The following is a 23286-nucleotide window of genomic DNA, read 5'->3' as shown; positions in this document are numbered from 1 at the left end:
GCGGAATCCTTGCGAACCGGTACGGGGACACGGTCAGCGTGGGTGGTTGACTTGCCAATCGCGCAGGGTGGCTTCGGCGCGGCGGAAATCGAAGTCGTCCACGGCGCGCTGCAGGTCTTCCTGCAAGGGCGGTGGCAGACGTGGGGCACAGATCAGCAGCGCGTGGTCGATCTTGTCCGCATCATCGCTGCGCAACGCGTTTTCCAGGATCAGCGCGCTGTCGTCGTCCAAGGCGGCACCGGTTTGCCCGGCATCTTGTGTGCTGGGGCTGGTCTGCAGGAAGGCGTGGATGGCCGCGGTGGTCTGCGCCATGGTGTCCTTGAGCGCGAGCAATGCGGCGGTCAGGTCATGGCCCTGTTCCACACGCGATTCCAGCTCGCCCGACGCGCCGGCCAGGGCGGGCAGGGCCAGCGAACCGGCGGCGCCGCGCAGCTTGTGTGCCAGTGCGCCAATCGCCGGCAGCTCGTTGTTGCGCAGATGCGCGGCGGCGGTCTCGGCCGGGTCGGGGTTGTCGCGCAGCAACTTGAGCAGGTAGCGCTCGTACGGCTCACGCTCGCGCCACAGGCTTTGCGCGCGTGCGGCATCCAGCAGCAGCGGATCGGTGTGCGCCCACTCCGGGCCTGCGGCCGGCGCGCGTTCGTGCGGCAGCGAGGATACCCGCCGGCTGCCGGGCTGCAGGAAGTGCCGGATTGCGGTGACCAGTTCCTCCACGTTGAAGGGCTTGGCGATGAAACCGTTCATGCCTGCTTCCAGCGCTTTTTCCTGCTGCGGTCGGAAGGCACCGGCGGTCAGCGCGATCACCGGCAGGCTGGCCAGCGACGGAATCTGGCGCAGGCGGCGGGTGGCCTCGTAGCCATCCACCACCGGCATCTGCACATCCATCAGCACCAGGTGGAACAGGTCCGGCGCGCGCTTGAGCGTGTTCACCGCCTGCTCGCCGTCGTGGGCCACGGTGACCATGGCGCCTTCGCCTTCGAGGATGCGCTGTGCCACTTCGCAGTTGATCTCGCTGTCGTCCACCAGCAGCAGCTGCGCGCCTTCCAGCCGGCGCGCGACGAAGGTTGGCGTGCTCGGGCGCGCCTTGGGGCGCTCGTCGACCAATTGTTCCACCAGCCGATGCAGCGCAGCGCTGGTCACCGGCTTGGTCATCACCGCATCCAGGTCCTGCTGCTCGGGGTGTTGCTCCAGCAGCCGGCGTTCGTAGGCGGTGACCATCACGATCACCGGATGCCGGCCCGGTGTGGCGCGGGCACGCACCTGGCGCGCGATTGCCACGCCGTCGATGTCGGGCATGCGCCAGTCCAGCAGGAAGATGTCGTACGGTTCGGTGGCGTCTTCGATCGCTTGCATCGCGGCCTGGCCGCTGGCCACCGCATCCACCCGCCAGCCCAGCTCGGTAGCGATCCGCACCAGGTTGTTCAAGGCCGCATCGTGGTCGTCGGCAATCAGCACGCGCGGCATGGATTCGGGCGGCAGTAGCGCCGCTTCCTGCTGGGCCTTGGGCGGGTCGGTTCTTTCCAACGTGATCACGAAATAGAACTCGCTGCCACGCCCGGGCACGCTTTCCACTTCCAGCGCGCCGCCCATCAGTTCGATCAAGCGCCGGCTGATGGTGAGACCCAGCCCGCTGCCGCCGTAGCGGCGGCTGGTGGAGGTATCTGCCTGCAGGAACGGCGAGAAGATCAGGCTCTGCTTTTCCTTGGAGATGCCGATGCCGGTATCGCGTACCGAGAACAGCAGCTTGATCTTGTTGGGGTCGCCACTGGGGAAGCGGCGCACCGACAGCACCACTTCGCCTTGTTCGGTGAACTTGATCGCATTGCCGACCAGGTTGACCAGCACCTGGTTGATACGCAGCGCATCGCCGAGCAGCCAGCGGCATTCGCGCGGCAACGGCTCGACGATCATCTCCACCGGCTTGGCGCTGAGCGAGGAGCGCATCAGGTCGGCGATGTTGTCGAACAATTGATTGAGGTCGAACGGTGCGCGCTCCAGATCGATGCGCCCGGCTTCGATCTTGGAGAAGTCCAGGATGTCGTTGATGATCTCCAGCAGCGACCGTGCCGAGCGGTCGATCTTGGTCACCATGTCCTGCGCGGCGCCCGGCAACTCGCTGCGCTGGAGCAGGTACAGCATGCCCAGGATGGCGTTCATCGGCGTGCGGATTTCATGGCTCATGTTGGCCAGGAAATCCGATTTGGACTGGTTGGCGCTTCTGGCCGCGTCCATTGCCAAGCGCAGCTGTTTTTCGTGCAGTTTCTGCTCGGTGAGATCCACCGCCACGCCCAGATACCCGATCACCTGGTCGTTGTCGTCGCGCAACGTGCTCAGGGTCAGCAGCACTGGCAGGCGACGGCCGTCCTGGCTGACATAGGTCCATTCGCTGGTGTCGCTGCGGCCGAGGCTGGTGAGCGCAGCGACCGCTTCCAGCGTGCCGGCGACCGGGGTGCCGGTCTGTTCGGCCAGCCGCAGTGCGCGCTCCTGCAGTTCGTCCGCTTCAATGAACTGGCTGGCCTTGCGCCGGCCGATCACATCGTCGGCGCTGTAGCCAAGCAGTTTTTCTGCGGCTGGATTGAACAGGGTGACAAAGCCGCTGGAATCGGTGGCGATGATGGCGTAACCGGCGTGCGCCAGGATCGCGCGTTGCAGCACCGAGAACTGCACCAGCTCGCTGGTGCGTTCGGCCACCTGATGCTCGAGCGAGGCGTTGAGATCGACAATGCGCTGATGCGAGCGCACACGCTCGGAAATGTCGCGGAAGAAATGCGAGTGGCCGCTGACCGCATTGTCGTGCTCGATGATCGGCGCCTTGCTCGCCAGCACGAACACCTGATGCCCGTCGCGGTGGCGCATGGTCTGCGCGGCGGAGAGGGCTGCGACCGGCGGTGCCTCGTCCTGGTCGATCTGCGGCATCGCATAAGGTTGCGGCGACAACAGCGTGGTCAGGTCCTGGCCGATCGCCACATCGGCCGGATAACCGAACATGGCCTCGGCTGCCGGATTCCAGTGCGTGATTTCACCGTCTGGTGTTTCGGCCACGATCGCTTCGCTGGAATGGCTGACCAGGGCGGCCAGTTCCATCTGCTTGCGCAGCACCTCTTCGCGACGCAGGCCGTTACTGAAATACAGCCCGAGCAGCGCGGCCAGCAGAATGGCGGTGCCCAGGACCAGGCTGCCCATCAGCCACGGCGAGTTCTGGTTGAGTGAGCCGATGAAGTGCAGCGTGGGCCGCGCGGTAAGCACCCAGGTGCGGCCATAGATTGGCAGCAGCTGGGTGTGTGCAGCGCGGCGCATGCTTTCTGGCGCGGCAATGCCGCTCCGGTAGAAGGTGTGCTGGGTGTCCTCGCGATCACTCAGGCTAATCGCAACATCATCGCGGTCGCCCAGGGTGCTCTCCAGCATCTGTTTGACGCTGAGTGGCGCGTACGCCCAGCCGGTGGTCGCGTCCATGCGCTGCTGCGGTGTCTGCAGTGGCATGCCTTCGCGGTAGACCGGCAGCAACACCAAAAAGCCGCCTTCGCTGGGAGTCTGGTAGCCCGACAGCGAGACCGGCGAGGTCATGGTCGGCTGGCCGCTGCGCGCGGCTGCGATCGCTGCGATCCGCCGGCGTGGCTCGGACGCAACATCCAACCCTAGCGGGCGGTTACCGGATGACTCCGGTTCGAAATACAGCACGATGAAGCGCTCGCCATCCCACGGCGCCAGCAGCCTGCGCTGAATATCGGGCGCACCGTCAGCGCGTGCGGCATCCAGGAAGGCCGCTTCATCTGCGGCGGCAACGCGATGGATGTAGCCGTAGCCGAGCACGCCTGGAAATTCGCGCGGGTAATCGCGCGAGCGGCTGTAACGGGTGAAGCGATCTCGACTGATCACATCGCTGCCGGCACCGATCACCGCACCGCGCGCGCCGCGCAGGCCATGCTCGAAGGTGTACATGCGCTCGCTGATGTTGCGCGCCAGTACCCGCACCACCAGATCGAAGCGCCGCTCACGCTCCAGCTCGTTATGCCGATGCACCGCGAAGCCGACCAGGAATGCGGCGATCAGGCCTGCGCTCAGCAGCAGGACGGCGCCGATGGAGGCACGGCGTCCGTATTTCCTGCGCAAATCCCAGCGGCCGTGCGGCATGTTTCTTCCTTTGCCTTGCCTGTTGCCTTGCGTCCTACCGCGGTCGACGCGATGCCGGCCTTGCGGTGTGACGCAACGTATCGCAGCAAACCATACACGGCCACCACACGGCTAGTGCATTCACGTGCGTGATGATCACCGCTGCGGTTGCAGCATCAGAACGACAGCCAGATCGACAAGGCGTGCAGCGCAAGTCCGATCAATCCACCCACCAACGTTCCGTTGAAGCGAATGTATTGCAGATCGCGGCCGACCCCCAATTCCAATTGTTCGACGAGGTGACGTTCGTCCCAACTTTTCATCGTCGATGCGATGTGCTCGGTGACCGATGCACGCAGACGCGTGGTGAGTTTGTCGGCTGCATCGAGCATGTGCACGTTGAGTGCGTCGCGCAGCGATGGGTCTTGTGACAGCGACTGGCCGAGCGACTGCATCGAACGCTCCATGTGCGCGGCCATCGAGGAATCTTCCTTCGCCAGATCATTGCGCAGGGCTTCGCGGATCTCGCTCCACAGGCCTTGCACGTATTCCTGCAGGGCAGGGTGCTCGATCGCGCGTTGCTTGAGTTCTTCCACGCGCGCGGCCATTTCCGGCTCCTCGCGCAGGCGGGCGATGTAGGTTTGCAGCCACGCCTCATAGTCGAGCCTGATTGGATGCTCGGGCGTGGTGAGGATGTCCTGCAGTTCGTCGATCGCTGCGCGCGCCATGCGGTCGGCCAGGCTGTCGCCGATCTCTTCGATCGGCTTGACCCAGTTCACCGTGCCCACCAGCTTGGGCCACTCGCGGCGCGCGTAGCGCACGATCAGCGCTGACGTGCGGGTCTTCACCTTCTCTTCGTCCAGCCACTGGCCCAGCCGCAGCAGCACCTCATCGAGCAACTTCTGGTGGCGGCCATCGGTGGTGAGCAAGGCCATCACATCGCCGGCGGTGGCGGCGGCATTCCATTTGCGCAGGCGGTCGACCACGAAGCGCTGGATCGCGCGGCGGACGGCTTCTTCATCCAGCAGGTTCAGGGCCTGTAGCAGCCAGCCGCGCGCCATCTGCGCCAGCATGCGCGCCTGTTCCGGCTTGGACAGCCATTCGCCCAGGCGACTGGCCGGGTCGAACACGCGCAACTTTTCCATCAGCGCGTCCGGGGCCAGGAACTGATCGCGCACGAAGCCCGCCAGCCCATCGGCCAGCCGCTCCTTGCCGCGCGGCAGGATCGCGGTATGCGGAATTGGCAAGCCCATCGGGCGGCGGAACAGGGCCACCACCGCGAACCAGTCGGCCAGCGCGCCGACGGTGGCCGCTTCGCAGAATGCCGACACCCAGGCCCAGATGCCGTGTTCGCCCATCAGGTGGCTGATGACGAAGCCGGCGAACATGGCCAGCAACAGGGCCACTGCCAGCAGTTTCATGCGCTGCAGCTGTGCGCGGCGGGGATCGATCGGACGGGTGTCGCTGACGCGTGGTTCCATCCGCGAAGTGTACCCAGTCGGGATGCGAGGGCATGTCCACGCTGTGTGGTGGCGGTAGGGGCGCACCCGGGCACGAGGGCATTCCCGGCAAAGCCCGTCGCGCCGGGGTACGCTCCTACGGTGTGTCGCGCGTCTCAGCGGCCTGAGTGACCTTGGTCTCTCAAAGCCCCGTACCTAACGTAGGAGCGCCCTTGGGCGCGAGAGGCGTTACCGTGCGTGCCCTCGCGCCCAAGGGCGCTCGTACGGGATTGCGGTGTCTTGCGCGCTCGCGCGGCTGAGCTGCAGGTGCTCCACCAGCGCGTGCAACACGGGCACTACGTTCTCTCATAGCACGCGTGACTTACGTAGGAGCGCCCTTGGGCGCGATGGGGCCTTACCGGGAATGCCCTCGCGCCAAAGGGCGCTCCTACGGGAGGCCGGAGACCTGCCACCACGGCCTCAGGCGCGCAGCCGCTCCAGCTGCGCCTGCAGCGCGGCGACCTTGGTCTGCAGGGCGGCGTTCTCGTTTTCCAGTTCGGTGACGCGCCGTTGCAACGCCTTGACGTCGCGGCGTTCGGCTTCGCCGCCTTCGGCCTCGTCCGGCTTGGGCTTGCGCTTGGCGTCGCGCACCCGCTTGGCGGCCTGCTTCAGCTCGGCCTTGCCGGCCTGGGCGGCGGCGCGTTGCTCGTCTTCGGACAAGGTGGCCACCGCGGCGGCGGCGCTGATCGAAATCTCACCGGCCCTGACCGCCTGCACCACTTCCGGCGCGGCCTGCTTGTGGATGCGCTCGATCATGGTCACCTGGTTGCTGCTCAGGCGTGCTTCGCGTGCCAGCTCGGCGCGGCTGACTGGCGTGGAGGTCTCCTCCCACGGCGGGCTGTCCAGCGCTTCGGCCGGGCGCGCTGCGGCGTCGGAGGTATCGACGCTCAGCTCGGCATCGCTTGCCTCCGGGGGGCTGCCGGCGGCATCGGCATCGCGCTGGCTGCGCTGGCGGGCCGCCAGGATCTCGCGCTTGCGCAGCGCCAGCACGCCGCGCTGGAAGTCCGACACGCTGCGCCGGCCCAGGTGCTGCTCGATCATCCATAGATGCACGTCCTGCATCGACTGGAAGTGCGGATTCTGCACAGTCTGGAACGGCAAACCGTGCTTCTGGCAGATGCCGTAGCGGTTGTGCCCATCCACCAGCACCTCGCCCCAGAGCACCAGCGCATCGCGGCAGCCTTCGGCCAGCAGGCTGCGCTCCAGCGCCTCGTGCTCGTCGGGCGTCAGCGGGTCGATGTAGGCCTTGAGTTCTTCTTTGACAACGATGTTCATGCGGCAACTGCGGGAGGAGCGGGGCCGGCATTGTAGTGAGCCTGCCCCGGCTTTGCGCGCTTGACGTGGCGCCCGTTGGCATGACACGCGGGCGCCTGTTGCCGGGTCTTAATTGCTCGCAGTAAGGAGCGTAGCGGCACGGGACGTCGCCGTGTGGCGGGCAGGGCGGCCGGCCATGGCGCGGCCCGGTGACACACTGGCCAGCCAGCGCGTCGGCACGCCAATGCGAGCGGCCGCTCGCACTGAAAGGCCTTTAGTCCACCTTGCGCAGGATCGCGGCCAGCGTCTCCACCATTTGTCCGATCTGGTCGGGGGTGACGATCAACGGCGGCGACAACGCAATGACATCGCCGGTGACACGCACCAGCAGGCCGCCCTCGTGGAAGCAGCGTTCGAACACCTCGTAACCGCGCGCCCCCGGGGCACCCTCGCGCGGCGCCAGTTCGATCGCACCGATCAAGCCGATGTTGCGGATGTCGATGACGTGCGGCAGTCCGCGCAGGCTGTGCAACGCCTCCTCCCACTGCGGCCCCAGCGTAATTGCCCGCGTGAACAGCTGTTCTTCGGCGTAGGTGTCCAGCGTGGCCAGGGCTGCGGCGCAGGCCAGCGGATGTCCGGAATAGGTGTAGCCATGGAACAGCTCGATCGCCGCCTGCGGCCCATGCATGAAGGCATCGTGGATCGCATCGGCCACCAGCACCGCGCCCATCGGCACCGTGCCGCTGGTCAGGCCCTTGGCGGCGGTGATCAGGTCCGGGGTCACCCCGAAGCGCTGCGCGGCGAAGGCCTCGCCCACGCGCCCGAAGCCGGTGATCACCTCGTCGAACACCAGCACGATGCCGTGGCGGTCGCAGATGGCGCGCAGCCGCTGCAGATAGCCCTCCGGCGGCAGGATCACCCCGGCCGAGCCGGACACCGGTTCGACGAACACTGCGGCGATGGTGGAGGCGTCGTGCAGGGTGATCAGCCGTTCCAGGTCGTCGGCGAGCTCCACTCCGAAGGCGGGCAGGCCGCGCGAATACGCATTGCGCTGCAGATCCAGCGTGTGCCGTAGGTGATCGGTGCCGGCCAGCAGCGGGCCGAACCATTTACGGTTATTGGGCAGCCCGCCGATCGACATCCCGCCGAAGCCAACCCCGTGGTAGGCCTTCTCGCGGCCGATGAAGCGGGTGCGCTGGCCCTCGCCGCGCAGGCGGTGAAAGGCCAGCACGATCTTCATCGCGCTATCCACGGCTTCCGACCCGGAGTTGGTGAAGAACACATGGCCCAGGCCCGGCGGGGCCAACGCGGCCAGCCGTTCGGCCAGTGCGAACGGCAGCGGTGAGCCCATCTGGAAGGTGGGCGCAAAATCCAGCGTGCCGGCCTGCGCGCGGATCGCGGCCACGATGCGCTCGCGCGCATGGCCGGCGTTGCAACACCACAGCCCCGCGGTGCCATCCAGGATCTGCCGGCCCTCCACGTCGCGGTAATACATGCCTGCGGCCGAGGCCAGCAGGCGCGGGCGCGCCTTGAACTGCCGGTTGGCCGTGAACGGCATCCAGAACGCCTCCATCGCCGCCGGTGTCTGTGCCGCGTGGGCGGCATCGCTCGAAGGGTGGTCGTGCATCGCAGGCTCCGGGGCGGGGATGGGCCGACTCTACGGCAGCAGCTGCGTCATCTGGAACCGCAGCGGCGCGCACCTGGCGCACCCGGGCCGCGTGGCGGCCGTAGGCCTAATCCATAGGGACTAGTCAATTAGTCGCAGCGTCGGCCGCTAACCTCAAGGAACGCTTGCGTGCGGCTGCGCGCGGCAGGTTTTTGAGACGCTTTGGCGCGCTGTAAAGCGTTGCAAACCGGTGGTGATCGTCGATGATGCGCGAGACGACCACCAGACGGACCCAAGCGTCGCCGCTGCACCCATCGGATCGCGCAGATCGATCGCAGCCATCAATGGACTTCACATCAGTCAGTTAGGGGAAATACGCATGACGCAAGGGTCCACCGTGGCGAACGCCAACGGCGCAGATGCCGGTTTGTTGTCCAAGGAGCGCATTGTGGCGCGGCCTGGTTTTAATCGTTGGTTGGTGCCGCCGGCTGCCTTGGCGATTCATTTGTGCATCGGCATGGCCTACGGGTTCAGCGTGTTCTGGCTGCCGTTGTCCAAGGCGCTGGGCATCACCGAATCGATCGCCTGCCCGGCCGACATGGGCCTGTTCGCGCGCATGGTGGCCACCACCTGCGACTGGAAGATCAGCGAACTACAGTGGATGTACACGTTGTTCTTCGTGCTGCTGGGCTGTTCGGCCGCGATCTGGGGCGGCTGGCTCGAACGCGCCGGCCCGCGCAAGGCCGGCGTGGTCTCGGCACTGTGCTGGTGCGGCGGCCTGGTGATTTCCGCGGCCGGGATCCACTTCCACCAGATCTGGATGCTGTGGCTGGGCTCGGGCGTGATCGGCGGCATTGGTCTGGGCCTGGGCTACATCTCGCCGGTGTCCACCCTGATCAAATGGTTCCCGGACCGCCGCGGCATGGCGACCGGCATGGCGATCATGGGCTTCGGCGGCGGCGCGATGATCGGCAGCCCGCTGGCCGATGCGCTGATGCGCCACTTCGCCACCCCCACCTCGGTGGGCGTGATGGAAACCTTCCTGGTGATGGCGGCGCTGTATTTCGTCTTCATGATGGCTGGCGCCTTCGGCTACCGCGTGCCGCCCAGCGGCTGGACGCCGGCCGGCTGGACCGCGCCGGTGGCCTCCAACAACGCCATGATCACTGCCAACCACGTGCACGTGAAAAAGGTCTGGGGCATTCCGCAGTTCTGGCTGCTGTGGGGCGTGCTGTGCCTCAACGTGTCGGCGGGTATCGGCGTGATCGGCATGTCCTCGCCGATGCTGCAGGAAGTGTTCGGCGGCCGTCTGATCGGTGTGGATGCCGGCTTCGGCAGCCTGGATGCCGCGCAGCTGGCCAGCATCGCCGCGATTGCGGCCGGCTTCACCGGCCTGTTGAGCCTGTTCAACATCGGTGGCCGCTTCTTCTGGGCCAGCATGTCCGACAAGCTCGGCCGCAAGAACACCTACACGCTGTTCTTCCTGCTGGGCATCTGCCTGTATGCGGCCGCGCCGTCGGCCGGTGGCGTGGGCGGGGTCGCGCTGTTCGTGGGCATCTTCTGCATCATCCTGTCGATGTATGGCGGCGGCTTTGCCACCATTCCCGCGTACCTGGCCGACCTGTTCGGGACCCAGATGGTCGGCGCCATCCACGGCCGCCTGCTCACCGCCTGGGCCACTGCCGGCATCCTCGGCCCGGTGGTGGTTGGCTACATGCGCGAGTACCAGCTGGCGCACGGCAGCCCGCCGTCACAGGTCTACAACACCACCATGTACATCCTCGCCGGCATGCTCGTGCTTGGTCTGATCTGCAACCTGCTGGTGCGCCCGGTAGCCGCGCGTCACTTCATGACGCCCGACGAACTGGCGCGCGAAAAGCAGCTGGCCCACGAAAAGGTGGACCGCAGTGGGCAGGCCGTGCTGGCGCCAGAAGACATGGCGCGCATCGGCCACGGCGGCAATCCTGCGCTGGTGGCGTTTGCCTGGTTGGCAGTGGGCGTCCCGATGGCATTCGGCATCTGGGTCACGCTGCAAAAAGCCTTCGTGCTGTTTCATTGAGATGAGATGACCGGCCAGCCTTCCACTCCCGTGCGCCCCGGCAGTGTGGTGCGTACGGTCCGCCGCCATCGCGGTGGCCGCAGCGCCACCGTGCAGGACATGGTGGCGGCCGAAATGCCGGTCGCCTTCAACTACAACGGCGTGCCGTTCGCAGTGATGATGGCCACCCCCGAAGACCTGGAAGATTTCGCGCTGGGGTTTTCGTTTAGCGAGGGCATCGTGGACCACCCGCAGGACCTGCGGGTGGTGGCGGTGGATACCTTTCTGGAAGGCGCCTCGCTGCAGATCGAGATCCCGCCCGAGCGCGCGGCCGCGTTGGATCAGCGGCGGCGCAATCTGGACGGGCGCAGCGGTTGCGGGGTGTGCGGCAACGAGTCGATCGAAGCAGTGTTGCGTGTGCCGCCGGTCCTGCAGTCGGCATTGCGCATCGATGTCGACGCGTTGGCGCGCGCGCTGGATGCACTGCACGCGCGGCAGCCCATCGCGGCGCAGACCGGCGCGGTGCACGCGGCCGGTTGGGCCGATGCGCAGGGCATGGTGCAGTTGGTCCGCGAAGACGTGGGCCGGCATAATGCGTTGGACAAGTTGATCGGTGCGTTGGCGCGTGCGCGCGTCGATGCAACGCAAGGGTTTGCGGTGGTGACCAGCCGCGCAAGTTACGAGATGGCCATGAAAGCTGCGCAGGCCCGAATCCCGCTGTTGGCGGCGATTTCGGCACCCACTGCGCTGGCGATCAGCCTGGCCGACAGTGCGGGTTTGACCCTGATCGGGTTTGCCCGCGATCACGATTGTGTTGTTTACAGCCATCCTCAACGCCTGGATCTGGGCGTTGCCGTGGGAGAGCCCGCATGAGCAAGAAAACCATCAAACAGTACGACAATCCCGCGGGCGGCTGGGGCGCATTGCGCTCGGTGGCCAAACACCTGATGGAACAGGACATCGCGGTGCAGGGCGCCAAGACGCTGCTGCACGCCAACCAGCCCGACGGCTTCGATTGCCCGGGTTGCGCGTGGCCGGATCGCGATCACACGTCCACCTTTGAATTCTGCGAGAACGGCGCCAAGGCCGTGGCCGCTGAATCCACCGCGCGCCGCGCCGGGCTGGAGTTGTTCGCCTCGCATAGCGTGAGCCTGCTGTCGCAATACAGCGACTACTGGCTGGAAGGGCAGGGCCGCCTGACGCATCCGATGCGCTACGACGCGGCCACCGACCATTACGTGCCGGTGAGCTGGGACGACGCATTCGCGCACATCGCCGGGCATCTCAATGGCCTGGCCACGCCGGACGAGGCGATCTTCTACACCTCCGGGCGCACCAGCAACGAGGCGGCATTTCTGTATCAGCTGTTCGTGCGCGAGTTCGGCACCAACAACTTCCCCGATTGCTCGAACATGTGCCATGAGCCATCCGGCACCGCGCTGCGCTCGCAGATCGGCGTGGGCAAGGGCACGGTGTCGCTGCATGATTTCGAGCTGGCCGATGCAATCCTGATCTTCGGCCAGAACCCGGGCACCAACCATCCGCGCATGCTCGGCGAGTTGCGCCAGGCCTCCAAGCGTGGCGCAGCGATTGCCGCGTTCAATCCGCTGCGCGAACGCGGTCTGGAGAAATTTGCCGACCCGCAGGACAAGCTGGAGATGCTGCATAACGGCTCCACGCGCATCGCCTCGGATTATTTCCAGCTCAAGATCGGTGGCGACCTGGCCGCGGTGAAGGGCATGATCAAGCATGTGCTGGAGCGCGATGCGCAGGCACAGCGCGATGGCACGCCGCGTTTGCTGGACCTGGAGTTCATTGCCGAGCACACCGCCAACTTCGACGCGTTCGCTGCCGACGTGCATGCGGAAGCCTGGGACACCATCGTCGAAGAGTCCGGCCTGGACGAGGCCGCGCTGCGCAAGGCCGGCGAGATCTACCTCAAGGCCGAGCGCGTGATCGCCTGCTGGGGCATGGGCATCACCCAGCACAAGCATTCGGTGGCCACCATCCACATGATCACCAACCTGCTGTTGCTGCGCGGCCACCTAGGCCGGCCCGGCGCAGGCGTGTGCCCGGTGCGCGGCCACAGCAACGTGCAGGGCGACCGCACGATGATGATCTACGAAAAGCCGCCGGCCACGTTCCTGGACACGCTGCAGTCGGTGTTCGGTTTCGACCCGCCGCGTGCGGACGGTTTCGATACGGTTGGTGCGATCGAGGCGATGCTGGACGGGCGCGGCAAGGTGTTCTTCGCGATGGGCGGCAACTTCGCGGCGGCCACGCCCGATACCGACGCCACGCACCGCGCGCTGCGCAATTGCGAACTGACTGTGCATGTGACCACCAAGCTCAATCGCAGCCATCTGGTGCACGGCAAGGATGCATTGATCCTGCCGTGCCTGGGACGGACCGAAATCGACATCCAGGACGCCGGCTCGCAAGGCGTCACCGTGGAAGATTCGATGAGCATGGTGCACCTGTCGGCGGGCATCAACCCGCCGGCGTCGCAGGATCTGCTGTCCGAGCCGGCGATCGTGGCGCGCATGGCCGAGGCCACGTTGGGCGCGCGCAGCGCGATCCGCTGGCGCTGGCTGGTGGGCGACTATGACCGCATTCGCGATCTGATCGCGCAGGTGTTCCCGGACTTCGCGGATTTCAATCAGCGCGTGCGCACGCCGGGCGGCTTCCGCCTGTCCAATACCGCGAGCGACCGCCAGTGGGTGACGCCGGAGCAACGCGCGGTGTTCAAGCCGCATGCAGTGCCCACCGACAACCCGATCCATCGCGCGCGGCGCAGCCGCGGCGAGCAGATGGTGTTCACGCTGGCCACCACGCGCTCGCACGACCAATACAACACCACCATCTATGGCCTGGACGACCGCTACCGCGGCGTGTTCGGCGAGCGCCGCGTGTTGTTCATCAATGGCGCGGATATCGCGGCCTTGAATATGAAGGCTGGCGACTGGGTGGACCTGGAAAGCCTGTGCGAGGACGGCGTGCACCGCGAGGCGCGGCGCTTCCTGCTGGTGGACTACAACATCCCGCGCGGCTGCCTGGCCGCGTATTACCCGGAGACCAACGCGTTGGTGCCGCTGTCGAGTTTTGCCGACGAAGCGCGCACGCCCACGTCCAAATCGATCCCGGTGGTGGTGTTGCCGCATCGCGCAGAAACGGCCGATGCCGCGCCGCGTGATATCGGAGCGGTGCTTGTCCGCTGATCCGCACCTCACCGCGCAGCTGCTGCAGGTCTTGGCCGATGCGCCCGAGGGCGTATCGCTGGCGCGGCTGTGCAAGCAGCTTGGCGTGCGCATGAGCGTGTTGCTGCGCACGCTGGCCTGGCTCGGCAGCGCCAATCTGGATGGCCAGCCGGGCCCGGGCTGGATCCGGGTGGAGGAGCGCAGCGATCGCCAGTTTGCAGTGCTGACGCCGGCGGGAGTGGATGCGCATGCGCAGCGTGGGTCGTTGGCGGACGGGTAACGTTAAGGCGCTTGCTCTCCGCTGCGGGGGGCAGGCTGCGCAGGCGAGCGTATTTCGAAACGTCGTCGGTGTGGCGTTGCAGGCGCGGTGAGGTTTCTCTGCCGCGCGGCGGGCTGGGCGATTTCAGATGCACACCATGCTGATCAGCACGCGCTTCGGTAGTGATGTACCTCTTCCGTGTTGAGAGCAGCTGACGTCTCCAGGCACAGCGCTTGTCTACAGACGCCTCCGTCTCGCCTTCAACACAAGACGGCGTCGTTCTTCATCCGGACGGTCCCGGGCCAACCGTGACACGCAACGCACTGTGTGTGGTTCGGTAACGCATGCAACTTTTGCGGGTTGGCGGAGGCTGCGCAATGCCGCGGTGTGATCTGCGAGAATCGGCCGTGTTTCCAACGGATGCCGATCCTCGATGACTGCCGCCACGCCGCCCGCCACGCCCATCAATTCGCCTGCGCGCGTGCTGTTCGCCAGCCTGATCGGCACCACCATCGAGTTCTTCGACTTTTACATCTACGCCACTGCGGCGGTGCTGGTGTTTCCCACGTTGTTCTTCCCGGCCGGCGATGGCGGCGCGGCCATGCTGCAGTCGCTGGCGACGTTCGCGGTGGCCTTCATCGCGCGGCCGGTGGGCTCGGCGGTGTTCGGGCACTTCGGTGATCGTGTCGGGCGCAAGGCCACGCTGGTGGCAGCACTGCTGACGATGGGCATTTCCACCGTGGCGATCGGGCTGCTGCCCAGCTACGCGCAGATCGGCGTGTTCGCGCCGTTGCTGCTGGCGCTGTGCCGGTTCGGCCAGGGGTTGGGCCTGGGCGGTGAGTGGGGTGGGGCGGTGCTGCTTGCGACCGAAAACGCGCCACCCGGCAAGCGCGTGTGGTACGGCATGTTCCCGCAATTGGGCGCGCCGCTGGGCTTTTTGCTCTCCGCCGGCACCTTTCTGGGCATGGGCGCGCTGCTGGACGATGCGCAGTTCATGCGCTGGGGCTGGCGCGTCCCTTTCCTGGCCAGCGCCGCGTTGGTGCTCACCGGTCTGTGGGTGCGCCTGAGCATCACCGAAACCCCGGACTTCCAGAAAGCCCTGGATCGCAACACCCGTGTGCGGCTGCCGCTGGGCACGGTGATTGCGCAGCACTGGCCGGCACTGATCATCGGCACCTTGGGCGCGTTTGCAACGTTCGTGTTGTTCTACCTGATGACGGTGTTTGCGCTGGGCTACGGCACCAAGACGTTGGGCTACGACAAGGAGCAGTTCCTGCTGCTGCAGATGGCCGGCATCGTTTTTTTCGCGCTTGGGATTCCGATCTCAGCCAAGTTCGGCGACCGCCACGGCGCGCCGCTGGCAATGATGCTGGCCAGCGTGGCGATCGTGGCCTTCGGCCTGGCGTTCGCGCCGTTATTCCAGGCCAATCACCCGCTGCAGGTGCTGGCGTTTTTGTCGCTGGGGTTTTTCTTCATGGGCTTGACTTACGGCCCGTGCGGCACGTTGCTGGCCGAGTTGTACCCCACCGAAGTGCGTTACACCGGCGCGTCGTTGTCGTTCAATTTGGCCAGCATCCTGGGCGCGGCACCGGCACCGTATGTGGCCACCCAACTGGCCGCACGCTACGGCGTGCAGGCGGTGGGTTATTACCTCGGCGGTGCGGCGGTGCTGAGCCTGTTTGCGTTGATGCTGGCACGTCGATCGCGGCGCTGAGGTAGGCGCGCGTCTGAGCATCTGAGCGCTTGAGTGTGACTGCAACGCCGGTGAAGTCTGGTCGCGCGCAAGCGCGCTCCTACCAGGCTGCTTGTTCTGAATTGAAATGACGTGCCCAGAGAGTGCGCGCAGTTGATGCACCGTGGCGCTGAAGAAAATGGGCCACATATCCGTAGGAGCGCGCTTGCGCGCGACGGGCGTTACCGACGACGCTTGGTCGCGCGCAAGCGCGCTCCTACGCGGGCTCAGCCACGCGATACATCAGCGAAACAAGCGCTTGAGCGTCCGTCCCAGCCAGCTGCCGTGTTGATGGGTGCGGCTGAATTGATCCAGGTGCGCGATCACCTGTGGGGCGTAGGCCTGGTCGTCGCCGCGGATGTGGTTGAACAACCAGCGCGAAAGCATGTTGCGGAGTTCGTCGCTGACATCTTCGCCCGCCTGGAAACGCAGGCGATAGTCGCCAACGCGCTTGGCGAACACCGCGTGCACCCGCTGGTGGGCGTGGCTGAAGGGGTAGCCGGCTTCTTCCATCAGCTCTTCTTCGAAGGCGAAATGCGACAACGTGTAGTCGATCAATTCGTCGATCACGTCCGACACCACCAACCGCTGCAGGCTGGTCTGCGCCACGTACAGGTGATTGATCATCTCCACGATGCGGCGGTGTTGGTGATCGATCACCTCGATCCCGGTGTTGAGCTCGTCCTGCCAGATCAGCAGTGCCATCGATATGCCTTGCCCCATGCGATGGGCGCACGATAGGCATCACGCGCGCCATGCGCGTTGATCTGGATCAAGCCAGCGCTGCGGCTCAGCTGGCCAGGCGCACCTGGTTGCGGCCGCCGGCCTTGGCCAGGTAGAGGTATTTGTCTGCTTCGCCTAGCAGGTGATGCAGCGACTGGTCACGCTGGGTGGCGATGCACACGCCGATGCTCACGGTCATGCTCAGCGTCTCGTCGCCGATACGCACGCGCAGGGCGCTGATGCGCTCGCGTAGGGTTTCGAAATAACCCGTGGCGTTGGCGGCATCCAGCCCCGGAACCAGCAGGCAGAATTCTTCGCCGCCGAAGCGGGCCACCAGATCCTGCGGGCGGGCGTGCCCGGACACCGAGGCTGCCACCGCACGCAGCGCCTGGTCGCCGGCTTCATGGCCCCAGGTGTCGTTGATGTGCTTGAAGTGATCGATATCCAGCATCGCCGCGGTGACGGTCTGGTCTTCCGAGAGCAACTTGGGGATCACCCGCTGGCTCTGCTCCAGGAAATAGCGCCGGTTGGGCAGGCCGGTGAGGAAGTCACGGGTGGCCAGGTCCTGCAGCGTGCCGATCAGCTCCAGCTGGTCCACGTTCTGCGAGACGCGGCAGAAGAATTCTTCGCGCGAGAACGGCTTGCGCAGGAAGTCGTTGGCGCCGTTCTTGAGAAAACGCGGGATCAGCGACGAATCGCTGTTGCCGGAGATGCCGATCACCGCCACCTTGTCGCGCGAGCGGATCGCACGCAGCCGGCGGGTGAATTCCACCCCTTCCATGCCGGGCATTTCCTGGTCGACGATGGTCAGGCGGATGCCGGGGTCGCGTTCGATCGCCTGCAGCCCGGCAGCACCGTCGGCAGCCAGCACCACGCGGTAGCCATACATCGACAACAACGCCGCAGCATAGGTGCGTGCAGACAACGAGTCGTCCACCACCAGCGCGCCAATGCGGCGGTTGCGCTCCAGGCGCTGCACCAGCCAGGCCAGGTATTCGATGCTGCCTGGCGCGTTCTTCAGGACGTAATCGATGATCTGCTGCTGCAGCACGCGCTGGCGCAGGTCTTCGTCGTAGACGCCACTGACCACCACGGTGGGCAGGTTGCGCGAGAGGAAGAACTCCACCACCTTGTCGCGGTCGCCGTCCACCAGTACCAGGCCGGTCAGGACCAGGAACCAGCCACTTTCTTCGTCCAGCACGCGTGCGGCTTCGGCCAGGGTCGATACGACCGTGACCGGCAGCTCCACGCGTTGCTCGATGGCCTCGCGCAGCATGCTGGTGAACGTGCGCGAGTTCTCCACCAGCAGCACGCGCTGCGGCAGGACTTCGCTTTCACTGTTGCGATGTAGGGTGCCTGGGGACATCGGTCAGCCGTCTGGATCGAACCGTCAGGTCAGCTAACGGCTCGGTTCGGCAGAACTTGAGCACTGCGTCGCACTCACCACAGCGCATCGCGCAGCCGGTACCAGCTCATCGCCGCCACCAGCAGCGGGGTACGCAGCAGCCGGCCGCCGGGGAAGGGCGCGTGCGGAATGCGGGCGAACACGTCCAGGCGCTGGCTCTGGCCGGTGATGGCCTCGGCGATGACCTGGCCGGCCAGCCCGGTGGCAGCTACCCCGTGGCCGGAAAAGCCCTGTGCGAAATACAGGTTCGGGGCCAGCCGGCCCCAGTGCGGCGCCCGGTTGGCCGAGATGTCCACGTAGCCGCCCCAGACTGTTTCCAGCGGCACGTCGCGCAGTTGCGGGAATACGGTGTGCATGCGGCGGGTCATCAGCCGCGCCAGCCCCGGTGGGGGCAGCGACGAATAGCTGGCCCGCCCGCCGAACAGCAGCCGGTGGTCGGCACTGAGCCGGTAGTAGTCCAGGGCCCAGTTGGTATCCGCCACCGCCATGTCGTTGCGGATCAGGCTGCGGGCCCGCGCGGCGCCCAGCGGCGGGGTGGCGCCGACGTAGGTGCCCACCGGCATGATGCGGCGCTCCAGCGGTGCGGCGATGCCGCGCAGCAGCGCGTTGCCGGCAAGCACACCGAACTCCGCCGAGACGCTGCCCTGGTTGGTGTGCAGCACGATCCGCTCACCCTGCTGCACCCGCGTCACTGCGCTGTGCTCGTAGATGCGCACGCCGGCGGCCAGCGCTGCGCGGGCCAGCCCCAGCGCATAGGCTAGGGGCTGCAAGTGGCCGCTGGCCGCGTCGAACATGGCGCCAAGATAGAGCGGGCTGTCCAGCTCCGCACGCAGCTGGCTGCGGTCCCACCACTGCAGCGGATAGTCATAGCGTTCGGCCATGCACACGATGCCGCGCTGCAGGGCCTGCACCTGGCGTGGCTTCAACGGCACGTGCGCGTGGCCGTCGCGCCAGTCGCAGGCAATGCCGTGGCGCGCGATGCGTTCGCGCAGCAGCCGCATGCCATCGCGCGAATAGTCGAACAGCAGCCGCGCATCGCGGTCGCCGACCAGCGCTTCCAGCGTGTCCTGTTCGCAGCCATAGCCCACGATGGCCTGACCGCCGTTGCGCCCGGAGGCGCCCCAGCCAATCCGCCGGGCCTCCAGCACGGTGACCTGGTAGCCGGCCTCGGCCAGCGCCAGCGCCGCGGTGAGCCCGGTGTAGCCGGCGCCGAGCACGCAGACATCGCTGCGCTGCGCGCCGTGCAGCGGCGCCTGCGCAGGCAAGGGCGGCGTGCTGCGCGCATACCAGCTGTCGGGATACCCGTTGCCCGGTGCGTCAGTCGAGCCGGCGGGCAAGGCGGTGGCCATCAGACCGTCCGCAGATACCGGGCGTAGTCCAGGTCCGGCACCACCGCCTGATAGTCGAGCAGCTCACGCTGCTTCTGCTGGCCGAACACATGCTGGAACTGCGTACCCAATTGGGTGGCGATGAAGTCGCTGCGCAGGAACGCATCCACCGCGCCCTGCCAGGTACGCGGGGTGAAGGTCGCCTGCGCGTAGGCGTTGCCTTGCACCGGGGCGGTGGGGTCGCCGGGGTGCTGCAAGCCGTCCAGCATCGCGGCCAACACGGCCGCCGCCACCAGGTAGGGGTTGGCATCGGCGCCGGCGATGCGGTGCTCGATACGGGTGTTGTGCGCATCGCTGTGCGGGATGCGCAAGGCCACGGTGCGGTTGTTGAAGCCCCAGCTGGCGTCCAGCGGCACGAACGCATTCGGCACGAAGCGGCGGTAACTGTTGGCATGCGGCGCGAACAGCAGCAGCGATGCGTCCGCATGCCGTTGCAACCCGGCAATGGCATGGCGCAGAGCGGCGGCCGGCGCATCCGCTGTGCCGTGCAGCACGTTGTGGCCCGCGGCATCGAGCAGGCTGACGTGCACGTGCAGCCCGCTGCCGGCCTGGCCAGCGAACGGCTTGGCCATGAAACTGGCCAGCAGGTGTTGCTGCTGCGCGATCGCCTTGATGGTGCGCTTGAGCAGCAGCGCCTCGTCGCACGCGGCCACCGCATCGGCGCGGTGCTGCAGGTTGATCTCGAACTGCCCGGGCGCGTATTCGGCCACCGCAGTATCGGCCGGAATGCCCTGCTGCCGACACGCCGCGGTGACGGCATCGGTGAAGCTGCGGTGGTCGTCCAGGTCCTGCAATGCATACACCTGCGTGCTGGTGTTGCGCTCGCCGGTGTATGCATCGCGCGGCGTCTGCGGGCGGCCCTGGGCATCGGCCATGGCGTCGAACAGGTAGAACTCCAGCTCCACGGCGATCACCGGCGTCAGGCCCAGCGCGGCGAACCCCTGCACCACGCGTTGCAGCACCGCGCGCGGGGCGACCTCGAACAAGGCGCCGTCGGGGGTGTGCATCGCCAGCAACAGCTGCGCCATCGGCTGCGGCGCCCATGGCACCGGGCGGAGTGAGCCGGCGATCGGGCGGCAGACGCGATCGGCGTCGCCAATGGCGTAGCCCAGGCCGGTTTCTTCCACCGTATTGCCGGTGATGTCGGTGGCGATCAGCGACATCGGCAGGCACACGCCGTCGCGGTAGACCTTGTCGAGCGCCTCGCGGGTGACACGCTTGCCGCGCAACACGCCGTTGGTATCGGGCAGCAGCAGGTCCACCAGCGCACAGCCCTCGATCGCGGCCAGGGTGGCGGCATCGGTGCTGGGCAGGGACGCGACACGGGTTTCGGTTGCCATGGGCCACACCTGTGAAATCGCGGGCCAGCGTAGCAAAGCGGGCGTGAGCAGGTGCAGGAGTTGCGTGCGCACGGTGGCAATGCACCGGGCGGCGCGCTAAGTTCGAAGGACCGCCAGCGGAGTGCGTTGATGACCATGGTTCCCCTGGTCGGGTTGCCGACCGACCGCAGCCTGCACGGGCCGCACCCGTTCCTGGCAGCGGGCGAGAAGTACGTGCGCGCGGTGGTGGAGGCGGCCGGTGCACAGCCGGTGCTGTTGCCCAGCCTGCAACCGCCGCTGGATGCCGGCGCCTGGCTGCAGCGGCTCGACGGCCTGCTGTTGACCGAGGCGGTCAGCAATGTGGAACCGCATCACTACAGCAACGAACCCAGTTGGGAGGGCAACCCGCACGATCCCGCGCGCGATGCCACCAGCCTGGCGTTGATCCCGCAGGCACTGGCGCGCGGCCTGCCGGTGCTGGCCATCTGCCGCGGGCTGCAGGAGGTCAACGTGGCGCTCGGCGGGCGCCTGCACCAGCGCGTGCACGAGGTGCCGGGCCTGGCGGACCATCGCGAAGACCGCAGCGCGCCGCTGGACACCCAATACGGCCCCGCGCATCCGGTGCAGCTGCAGCCGGGCGGTTGGCTGGCCGGCATGAGCGACACCGCGCAGGTGCAGGTGAACTCGCTGCATGGGCAAGGCATCGCCACGTTGGCCGCGGGGCTGGTGGTGGAAGCCACCGCGCCGGATGGCCTGATCGAGGCCTTTCGCGGCCCTGGCCCGGGGTTTCTGCTCGCGGTGCAGTGGCATCCGGAGTGGCGTGTCACACAGCATCCGTTCTACCGTGCCATCTTCCAGGCCTTTGGCGAGGCCTGTCGCCAGTACGCCGCCCAGCGCGGAAAGTGAGCTCGCATGTCGATCCGTACACGTTCGCGCAAGTCCACGCCCAAGCAGCCGGAGAGCGCGCTGCGCCGGTGGCTCAAGGAGCGCCACATCACCGAAGTGGAATGCCTGGTACCAGACATCACCGGCAATGCGCGCGGCAAGATCATTCCAGCCGACAAGTTTTCCCATGACTACGGCACGCGCCTGCCCGAAGGCATCTTCGCCACCACGGTCACCGGCGATTTTCCGGACGATTACTACGCGCTGACCTCGCCATCGGATTCGGACATGCACCTGCGCCCGGATGCCTCCACCGTGCGCATGGTGCCGTGGGCCGCCGACCCCACCGCGCAGGTCATCCACGATTGCTACACCAAGGACGGGCAGCCGCACGAACTGGCGCCGCGCAACGTGCTGCGCCGCGTGCTCGAGGCCTATGCCGAGGTCAAGTTGCAGCCGGTGGTGGCGCCGGAACTGGAATTTTTTCTGGTGCAGAAAAACACCGACCCGGATTTTCCGCTGCTGCCGCCGGCAGGGCGCTCCGGGCGCCCGGAAACCGCGCGGCAATCGTATTCGATCGATGCGGTGAACGAGTTCGACCCGATCCTGGATCTGATGTACGACTATTGCGATGCGATGGAGCTGGACGTGGATACCTTGATCCACGAATCCGGCGCCGCGCAGCTGGAAGTCAATTTCACCCACGCCGATGCGTTGTCGCGCGCCGACCAGGTGTTCCTGTTCAAACGCACCATGCGCGAGGCGGCGTTGCGGCACGGGGTGTATGCCACCTTCCTGGCCAAACCGATGGAGACCGAGCCCGGCAGTGCGATGCATATCCACTAGAGCCTGTTGCATGCCGGCACCGGCAAGAACGTGTTCAGCGGCAAGCGCGAGGGCGGCTTCAGCGACACCTTCGCGCATTATCTGGGCGGGCTGCAGAAGTACATTCCGATGGCGATGGGGCTGTTGGCGCCCAACGTCAATTCGTACCGGCGGCTGATGTTCGGCGAGGTCTCGCCAAGCAATGTGCTGTGGGGCTTCGACAACCGCACCTGCGGGTTGCGGGTGCCGATCGATGCGCCGCAGAACATGCGGGTGGAGAGCCGGTTTGCAGGCTCCGATGCCAACCCGTACCTGGCGATGGCGGCAACCCTGGCATGCGGGCTCCTGGGCATCCGCGAGAAGCTGGAGCCGACCGCGCCGATCAGCAGCAACGGCAAGGAGCAGGGCTACGATTTGCCGCGGTCGTTGGGGGAGGCGTTGGATGAGTTGGAGGGGTGTGAGGCGTTGAAGGAGATGTTGGGGCCGCGGTTTGTGCGGGCCTATATTTCTGTGAAGCGGAAAGAATACGAGACGTTTTTTCGGGTGATCAGTTCGTGGGAGCGGGAGTTCTTGTTGTTGAATGTGTGAGGTTGGTTGACCGGTTGACCGGTTGACCGGTTGCTTGCTGGTGAGGTGAGTGCAGTTTTTTGTGTTTTTTTGTACGGGCTCCTCGCAGCTGTGTGTTTTCCTTGATGCAAGATGAAGCAGTAAGCAGGGCTTTCACGCCCTTCGGGCGCGAGTCACTTTTCTTTGCTTGTGCAAAGAAAAGTAACCAAAAGAAAGCACACCCCGTCCTCGCGCCCGGCGCGCTGCGCGCGACGGGTGCGCAAGTCCGGCAGAAATTTTTGTAAGGGACATCCATGTCCCTTACAAAAACGTCGCGCATCCGTGCGCGCCGCCCTGCGGGTTGTATCTGCCGGCCTTGCCGCTGCGGTATGGGGCCCCGGAAGAGCGTGAGCAGGGCAGGGCAAAGCAAAGCGCAGGGCAGCGCAGCGCACAGCCGTGCAAAGCAGAGCAGAGCAGCGGCACAGAGCAAAGCAAGGCAACCC

At 66.3% G+C, this 23286-nt stretch carries 14 protein-coding genes and 1 pseudogene; 7 read left to right on the top strand and 8 right to left on the bottom strand.

Annotation, left to right across the window (positions count from 1 at the left end; all coding sequences use genetic code 11):
- Nucleotides 1-33: 33 nt before the first annotated feature.
- From ACD584_RS17630 to ACD584_RS17615, 4 genes are all read right to left on the bottom strand, one after another.
- Nucleotides 34-4128, bottom strand: coding sequence for a CHASE domain-containing protein (locus ACD584_RS17630; RefSeq protein WP_116923811.1), 4095 nt, complete (start codon nucleotides 4126-4128; stop codon nucleotides 34-36).
- A 155-nt stretch (nucleotides 4129-4283) separates the two neighbouring features.
- Complete coding sequence (locus ACD584_RS17625) at nucleotides 4284-5588, bottom strand: DUF445 domain-containing protein (RefSeq protein WP_075285610.1); 1305 nt, start codon at nucleotides 5586-5588, stop codon at nucleotides 4284-4286.
- A gap of 438 nt (nucleotides 5589-6026) precedes the next feature.
- The gene (locus ACD584_RS17620; RefSeq protein WP_076035582.1) at nucleotides 6027-6881 is read right to left on the bottom strand and encodes a plasmid replication/partition related protein; all 855 of its coding nucleotides are present in this window, start codon (nucleotides 6879-6881) and stop codon (nucleotides 6027-6029) included.
- Between the two features lie 253 nt (nucleotides 6882-7134).
- On the bottom strand, nucleotides 7135-8487 hold the full coding sequence (locus tag ACD584_RS17615; RefSeq protein WP_076035583.1) for an aspartate aminotransferase family protein: 1353 nt from the start codon (nucleotides 8485-8487) through the stop codon (nucleotides 7135-7137).
- A 358-nt stretch (nucleotides 8488-8845) separates the two neighbouring features.
- Here ACD584_RS17615 and ACD584_RS17610 point away from each other — a divergent pair, with 358 nt between their 5' ends.
- The 5 genes from ACD584_RS17610 (at nucleotide 8846) to ACD584_RS17590 (ending at nucleotide 15674) form a co-directional block, all read left to right on the top strand.
- Nucleotides 8846-10525: an OFA family MFS transporter gene (locus tag ACD584_RS17610; protein WP_076035584.1), complete on the top strand. Its 1680-nt coding sequence runs from the start codon at nucleotides 8846-8848 to the stop codon at nucleotides 10523-10525.
- A gap of 6 nt (nucleotides 10526-10531) precedes the next feature.
- Nucleotides 10532-11377, top strand: coding sequence for a formate dehydrogenase accessory sulfurtransferase FdhD (fdhD, locus tag ACD584_RS17605; protein WP_076035585.1), 846 nt, complete (start codon nucleotides 10532-10534; stop codon nucleotides 11375-11377).
- Complete coding sequence (locus tag ACD584_RS17600; RefSeq protein ID WP_076035586.1) at nucleotides 11374-13722, top strand: FdhF/YdeP family oxidoreductase; 2349 nt, start codon at nucleotides 11374-11376, stop codon at nucleotides 13720-13722. Before fdhD ends, ACD584_RS17600 begins: the two co-directional genes overlap by 4 nt.
- On the top strand, nucleotides 13712-13981 hold the full coding sequence (locus ACD584_RS17595) for a hypothetical protein (protein WP_175611431.1): 270 nt from the start codon (nucleotides 13712-13714) through the stop codon (nucleotides 13979-13981). Before ACD584_RS17600 ends, ACD584_RS17595 begins: the two co-directional genes overlap by 11 nt.
- A gap of 412 nt (nucleotides 13982-14393) precedes the next feature.
- Complete coding sequence (locus ACD584_RS17590) at nucleotides 14394-15674, top strand: MFS transporter (protein ID WP_076035588.1); 1281 nt, start codon at nucleotides 14394-14396, stop codon at nucleotides 15672-15674.
- Nucleotides 15675-15935: 261 nt separating this feature from the next.
- Here ACD584_RS17590 and ACD584_RS17585 read toward each other — a convergent pair whose 3' ends face one another.
- The 4 genes from ACD584_RS17585 to ACD584_RS17570 all read right to left on the bottom strand — a co-directional run bounded on the left by ACD584_RS17585 (nucleotide 15936) and on the right by ACD584_RS17570 (nucleotide 20548).
- The gene (locus tag ACD584_RS17585) at nucleotides 15936-16397 is read right to left on the bottom strand and encodes a bacteriohemerythrin (protein ID WP_075285614.1); all 462 of its coding nucleotides are present in this window, start codon (nucleotides 16395-16397) and stop codon (nucleotides 15936-15938) included.
- Nucleotides 16398-16482: 85 nt separating this feature from the next.
- Complete coding sequence (locus ACD584_RS17580) at nucleotides 16483-17781, bottom strand: diguanylate cyclase (RefSeq protein ID WP_019237577.1); 1299 nt, start codon at nucleotides 17779-17781, stop codon at nucleotides 16483-16485.
- A 74-nt stretch (nucleotides 17782-17855) separates the two neighbouring features.
- The gene (locus tag ACD584_RS17575; RefSeq protein WP_076035589.1) at nucleotides 17856-19169 is read right to left on the bottom strand and encodes an FAD-binding oxidoreductase; all 1314 of its coding nucleotides are present in this window, start codon (nucleotides 19167-19169) and stop codon (nucleotides 17856-17858) included.
- A complete protein-coding gene (locus tag ACD584_RS17570) occupies nucleotides 19169-20548 on the bottom strand; it encodes a glutamine synthetase family protein (RefSeq protein WP_076035590.1) in 1380 nt (459 codons plus the stop codon). The genes ACD584_RS17575 and ACD584_RS17570 overlap by 1 nt, the downstream gene beginning before the upstream one ends.
- A gap of 129 nt (nucleotides 20549-20677) precedes the next feature.
- On the opposite strand from ACD584_RS17570, the gene ACD584_RS17565 reads away from it, so the two are divergent.
- Complete coding sequence (locus tag ACD584_RS17565) at nucleotides 20678-21433, top strand: gamma-glutamyl-gamma-aminobutyrate hydrolase family protein (protein ID WP_116923815.1); 756 nt, start codon at nucleotides 20678-20680, stop codon at nucleotides 21431-21433.
- 6 nt (nucleotides 21434-21439) lie between these two features.
- Nucleotides 21440-22825: pseudogene (locus ACD584_RS17560) on the top strand (glutamine synthetase family protein).
- Nucleotides 22826-23286 lie beyond the last annotated feature (461 nt).

It is taken from the genome of Xanthomonas sp. NCPPB 2922 (assembly GCF_041520885.1).
In the GTDB taxonomy this organism is placed as follows: domain Bacteria; phylum Pseudomonadota; class Gammaproteobacteria; order Xanthomonadales; family Xanthomonadaceae; genus Xanthomonas; species Xanthomonas campestris.
The sequence above is the reverse complement of the archived record's forward strand: the minus strand, read 5'-3'. Positions and strand labels throughout refer to the sequence as shown.

Coding starts and splice junctions, on each gene's coding strand:
- ACD584_RS17620 (WP_076035582.1), bottom strand. CDS start 6,881: ATGAACATCGTTGTCAAAGAAGAACTCAAGGCCTACATCGACCCGCTG.
- ACD584_RS17590 (WP_076035588.1), top strand. CDS start 14,394: ATGACTGCCGCCACGCCGCCCGCCACGCCCATCAATTCGCCTGCGCGC.
- ACD584_RS17570 (WP_076035590.1), bottom strand. CDS start 20,548: ATGGCAACCGAAACCCGTGTCGCGTCCCTGCCCAGCACCGATGCCGCC.
- ACD584_RS17615 (WP_076035583.1), bottom strand. CDS start 8,487: ATGCACGACCACCCTTCGAGCGATGCCGCCCACGCGGCACAGACACCG.
- ACD584_RS17625 (WP_075285610.1), bottom strand. CDS start 5,588: ATGGAACCACGCGTCAGCGACACCCGTCCGATCGATCCCCGCCGCGCA.
- ACD584_RS17600 (WP_076035586.1), top strand. CDS start 11,374: ATGAGCAAGAAAACCATCAAACAGTACGACAATCCCGCGGGCGGCTGG.
- ACD584_RS17580 (WP_019237577.1), bottom strand. CDS start 17,781: ATGTCCCCAGGCACCCTACATCGCAACAGTGAAAGCGAAGTCCTGCCG.
- ACD584_RS17565 (WP_116923815.1), top strand. CDS start 20,678: ATGACCATGGTTCCCCTGGTCGGGTTGCCGACCGACCGCAGCCTGCAC.
- ACD584_RS17585 (WP_075285614.1), bottom strand. CDS start 16,397: ATGGCACTGCTGATCTGGCAGGACGAGCTCAACACCGGGATCGAGGTG.
- ACD584_RS17610 (WP_076035584.1), top strand. CDS start 8,846: ATGACGCAAGGGTCCACCGTGGCGAACGCCAACGGCGCAGATGCCGGT.
- ACD584_RS17630 (WP_116923811.1), bottom strand. CDS start 4,128: ATGCCGCACGGCCGCTGGGATTTGCGCAGGAAATACGGACGCCGTGCC.
- ACD584_RS17575 (WP_076035589.1), bottom strand. CDS start 19,169: ATGGCCACCGCCTTGCCCGCCGGCTCGACTGACGCACCGGGCAACGGG.
- fdhD (WP_076035585.1), top strand. CDS start 10,532: ATGACCGGCCAGCCTTCCACTCCCGTGCGCCCCGGCAGTGTGGTGCGT.